Origin of the sequence: Vogesella aquatica (assembly GCF_028548455.1) — a bacterium.
Taxonomy (GTDB): Bacteria; Pseudomonadota; Gammaproteobacteria; order Burkholderiales; family Chromobacteriaceae; genus Vogesella; species Vogesella aquatica.
In genome coordinates, this window is sequence record NZ_JAQQLF010000037.1 from 1 (window position 1) to 3,760 (window position 3,760).

General features: G+C 45.3%; 4 protein-coding genes and 2 pseudogenes. 2 read left to right on the forward strand and 4 right to left on the reverse strand.

The features are described from left to right. Positions 1-123 (forward strand): annotated as a pseudogene (locus PQU95_RS18375) (IS481 family transposase); the annotation flags it as partial. Positions 124-449: 326 nt separating this feature from the next. On the opposite strand, the gene PQU95_RS18380 reads toward PQU95_RS18375, so the two are convergent. The 4 genes and pseudogenes from PQU95_RS18380 to PQU95_RS18395 all read right to left on the reverse strand — a co-directional run bounded on the left by PQU95_RS18380 (position 450) and on the right by PQU95_RS18395 (position 2,527). Further along, on the reverse strand, positions 450-680 hold the full coding sequence (locus PQU95_RS18380) for a hypothetical protein (protein ID WP_272753344.1): 231 nt from the start codon (positions 678-680) through the stop codon (positions 450-452). A 143-nt stretch (positions 681-823) separates the two neighbouring features. After that, positions 824-1,393: a hypothetical protein gene (locus PQU95_RS18385; protein WP_272753345.1), complete on the reverse strand. Its 570-nt coding sequence runs from the start codon at positions 1,391-1,393 to the stop codon at positions 824-826. Positions 1,394-1,517: 124 nt separating this feature from the next. Next, positions 1,518-2,038: pseudogene (locus PQU95_RS18390) on the reverse strand (REP-associated tyrosine transposase). Positions 2,039-2,323: 285 nt separating this feature from the next. Then, the gene (locus tag PQU95_RS18395; protein WP_272753346.1) at positions 2,324-2,527 is read right to left on the reverse strand and encodes a hypothetical protein; all 204 of its coding nucleotides are present in this window, start codon (positions 2,525-2,527) and stop codon (positions 2,324-2,326) included. A gap of 80 nt (positions 2,528-2,607) precedes the next feature. Here PQU95_RS18395 and PQU95_RS18400 point away from each other — a divergent pair, with 80 nt between their 5' ends. Beyond that, positions 2,608-3,567 carry an IS5 family transposase gene (locus tag PQU95_RS18400; protein ID WP_272753347.1) on the forward strand — a complete coding sequence of 320 codons (960 nt, stop codon included), beginning with the start codon at positions 2,608-2,610 and terminating at the stop codon, positions 3,565-3,567. The last annotated feature ends 193 nt before the right edge of the window (positions 3,568-3,760 follow it).

The following is a 3,760-nucleotide window of genomic DNA, read 5'->3' on the forward strand; positions in this document are numbered from 1 at the left end:
CAGCATCTGCCGCAAAGGATGCTGGCGCATCAGACACCATTGCTGGCGATGAAACAGTGGCAGAAATCACATCCCGAACTGTTCAAAAAGCAGGTGCGTAATCGTCCGGGACTGGACAGGTAAGCCAGTGGTCGATTCGTGAAATTTGCGGTGAAAAAAGCCAGCGCATTGCGGCTTTGGATAACCGCCCCGGATGCGGCTGGGCCTTATCCGGGCTACGGGCTGCTCCGGTAATCAATTAGTAAATTTTGGACTGATTCCATATCGACAAACCGCCCCCAATAAACCAAAATATTAGGTTCATCATACAGATAATTAACTGCAATCCACCTATCCCAACAATAACCCATCAATGAATCAACACCATCCTTATCCTCTATAGAAAATCTTAACGACGGCCCCGTCACATCATCCCAAAACAAATCATCAATCATTTTAAAATATCAACCTCATATCGAATCTAGATATTCCACAAGCTTATCAAAATCAGCAAGCTTACCAAAATAAATAGATTCCTCCTCGTCATTCAAATCAGCTTTAAAACTAAAGTACACAATAAAGTTATTATCAAAAAAATCAACCAAAGCAATCCTTTCACTATAATCATCAGGCGTTATGTAATAACCCTTCACTTCATCATAGTTTAAAGGCATTTCATCATCTCTAAACACATGCTTCATAACCCTAAAAACTCCTTTACTTTACCCATAAAGCTCTTCTCTTTTTCATCAAGACCCCTATTTTACCATCAATAGAAACTGGATTAGCTTGAAATAGGATCTGGCAAAAAAGCTATTACTAGCAAATTAGTCACTTCTATTACCTAGACTATGAAAAGCATGATAAAACAAAGAATAGACACTGCAAGAAATACCCAAGTGTATTGCTTTGCAAAATTATATTGCTCATCAAACCTTAACTCTGACTCACGCTCAGCCACATAATTTTTCCCGTCAATACAAATTGAATAAACAACCCTTAAATCATAAAACTTCTTCCAACCAATTTTTATTATAAAACTATTCATAAATCCATGTTTTGTTTTTAATTCTGACATTTCTCGCATAGAAACTAAACAAGCACCACTCGACTTAGTGTCACAGTAATACTTTTCCCCATTGGTCAATGCAATTACAACACCGTTTCTTGAACCCACATGCCAAACTACACCGCTCGAGTAGTTTGGCTTTTCCAATCTTACTTTTTCATAAATAATTAGGAATTTAAAATTACTTACAAACCAGAAGTATGAAAAAAAGCAAATTAATGCAAGAACTCCATAGAAAGATCTTGCAACAACAGTATTAAATTGCAAACCCAAAGCAGCTCGTCTACAGCAAAAAAAAATAGCCAAAGGATAAACCAGATACAATAGCCACTCAATATTTTCCATAAAAAATTTATACATAATTAACCGAAAGGAAAATGATGAAATCATGAGAAAATTTAGCGCACACGTGTGCTCTCACTCACACATTGAATTGGCCGAACGTTTACCGCGCCTCCCATCCCTACTTCTACTCATTCAAATCCAACATCACCGCTGCACCCGCCCAATCTGCCGGCAATAAACCCTGACGTACGTAACGGTGAAAACTCGAAAACGGCCAATCGGCTACACACCGGACATAGCCGTGCTTTACCGGGTTAAAGTGCAGGTAATCCACATGCGCCTGTAAATCGGCTTCGTCCTGATCTGGTGTTCCCAATAGCGGCGCTGCCAGATACCGCGCTCGCGCTTGGTAAGGCGGCTGTCGCGGATAAATTCGGTTTTGGGCAGGCTGCGTGAAAATGCGGACTTGATCAGCGCCCAGCGTAGCGGGTAATCGGCATCGCCAGGCGGTAGTGCCCAGATAGCGTGCAGATGGTCCGGTAACACCACCATGGCTATTATCTCTAACGGATGACGGCTGCGTGTCTGCCTGACGGCCTGTCGCAAAACATCAATATGGCGAGTCAGGTAATCTTGGCGGCGGTCCGCCAGATTGACGGTAAAGAACCAGGTGCCACCCGCTAATGCAGAACGCCGGTAACGCATGTCTGCTTCCGTGCCAGGCACGGTAAACGTTGGGCCTCATTTTATTCAGCCCGACCTATTGTTCCGATAATCAATTAGTAAATTTCGGACTGATTCCATATCTACAAACCTCCCCCAGAATACCAAAATACCAAGATCATCATACAGATAAGTAACCGCAATCCACCTATCCCAACAATAACCCTCCAACGCATCAACACTATCTTGATCCTCAAGAGAAAATCTTAATGACGGCCCCGTCACATCATCCCAAAAAAAATCACCAATCATTTTAAAATATCAACCTCATATCGAATCTAGAAATTCTACAAGCTTATGAAAATCAACGATCTTACCAAAACAAATTGATTCCACCTTGTCATTCAAATCAGCTTTAAAACCAAAATGCACAACAAAGTTATCATCAAAGAAATCAACCAAAGCAATCCATTCACTATAATCATCAGGGGTTATGTAATAACCCTTCACTTCATCATAGTTTAAAGGCATTTCATCATCTCTAAGGAAGGTCTGAACAAGTCCCGACCTTCCAGTTAAAATCTATCATCCCACCGCACCGAGGACTGGCGATGAGCAAGCAGCTGAGCTTCACCGATCTCGAACAGACTTCAAAGAAGAAGCAGACCCGTCGAGAAATATTCTTGGCCGAAATGGACAAGGTCATGCCGTGGGACAGGCTCGAAGCTGCCATCGACTCCTTCTACCCCAAGGCCGGCAATGGCCGTCGCCCCTATCCCTTATCGAGCATGCTGCGCATCTATTGTCTGCAGCAGTGGTATGCCCTGTCCGACCCCGCCATGGAGGAAAGTCTGTACGAAATCGCTTCCATGCGGCGTTTCGCACAGATCAATATCGATACGGTGCCGGACGAGACCACCCTGCTCAACTTCCGCCATCTGCTGGAAAAAAACCAACTGACTGAAGCCCTGTTTCACACGATCAACCAGTATCTCGCCGCCAAAGGGCTGACCCTCAAACAAGGCACCATCGTCGATGCCACACTGATCAATGCGCCCAGCTCTACCAAGAATGCCAAGGGTGAGCGTGACCCGGACATGCACCAGACCAAGAAGAGCAATCAGTGGTACTTCGGCATGAAAGCCCACATTGGCGTGGATTCGCATTCAGGTCTGGTCCATCACGTCCACACCACCCCTGCCAATACAGCGGATGTGACGGAAGTCGACCACTTGTTGCACGGCAATGAAACGGATGTCTTTGCCGATGCCGGCTATATCGGCGTGCATAAACGCAAAGAACACGAAAACCGCGATATCAACTGGTGGATAGCCATGCGTCCAGGCAAGCGCAAAGTGCTGACCCAAAGTGCGGACGATCGCTGGGTCGAGACCGTTGAAAAGGTCAAAGCCAAGATCCGCGCGAAGGTAGAGCACCCATTCAGGGTGATCAAACAGCAGTTTGGTTTCAGCAAAGTCAGATACAAAGGTCTCGGCAAAAACACTTCGCAGCTGTACATGCTGTTTGCGCTATCCAATATCTGGCAGGCAAGAAAAACGCTGCTTGCCTGACATGCAAAGGCAGGCAGCCGCATTCCCTCGGGTGTCTGGACACAGATTTGCGCCCACCAGAACACAGACTGATTGGGCCTGTCCGAATTTTTGTGTAAACGGGGTTTGGGTTACGCCTGTGGAATGCGTTCCTCGAACTGAATGGTAAAGCGAGTCAGCGCCGCCTTCCAATCCCGAATCGGCATGGTCCACT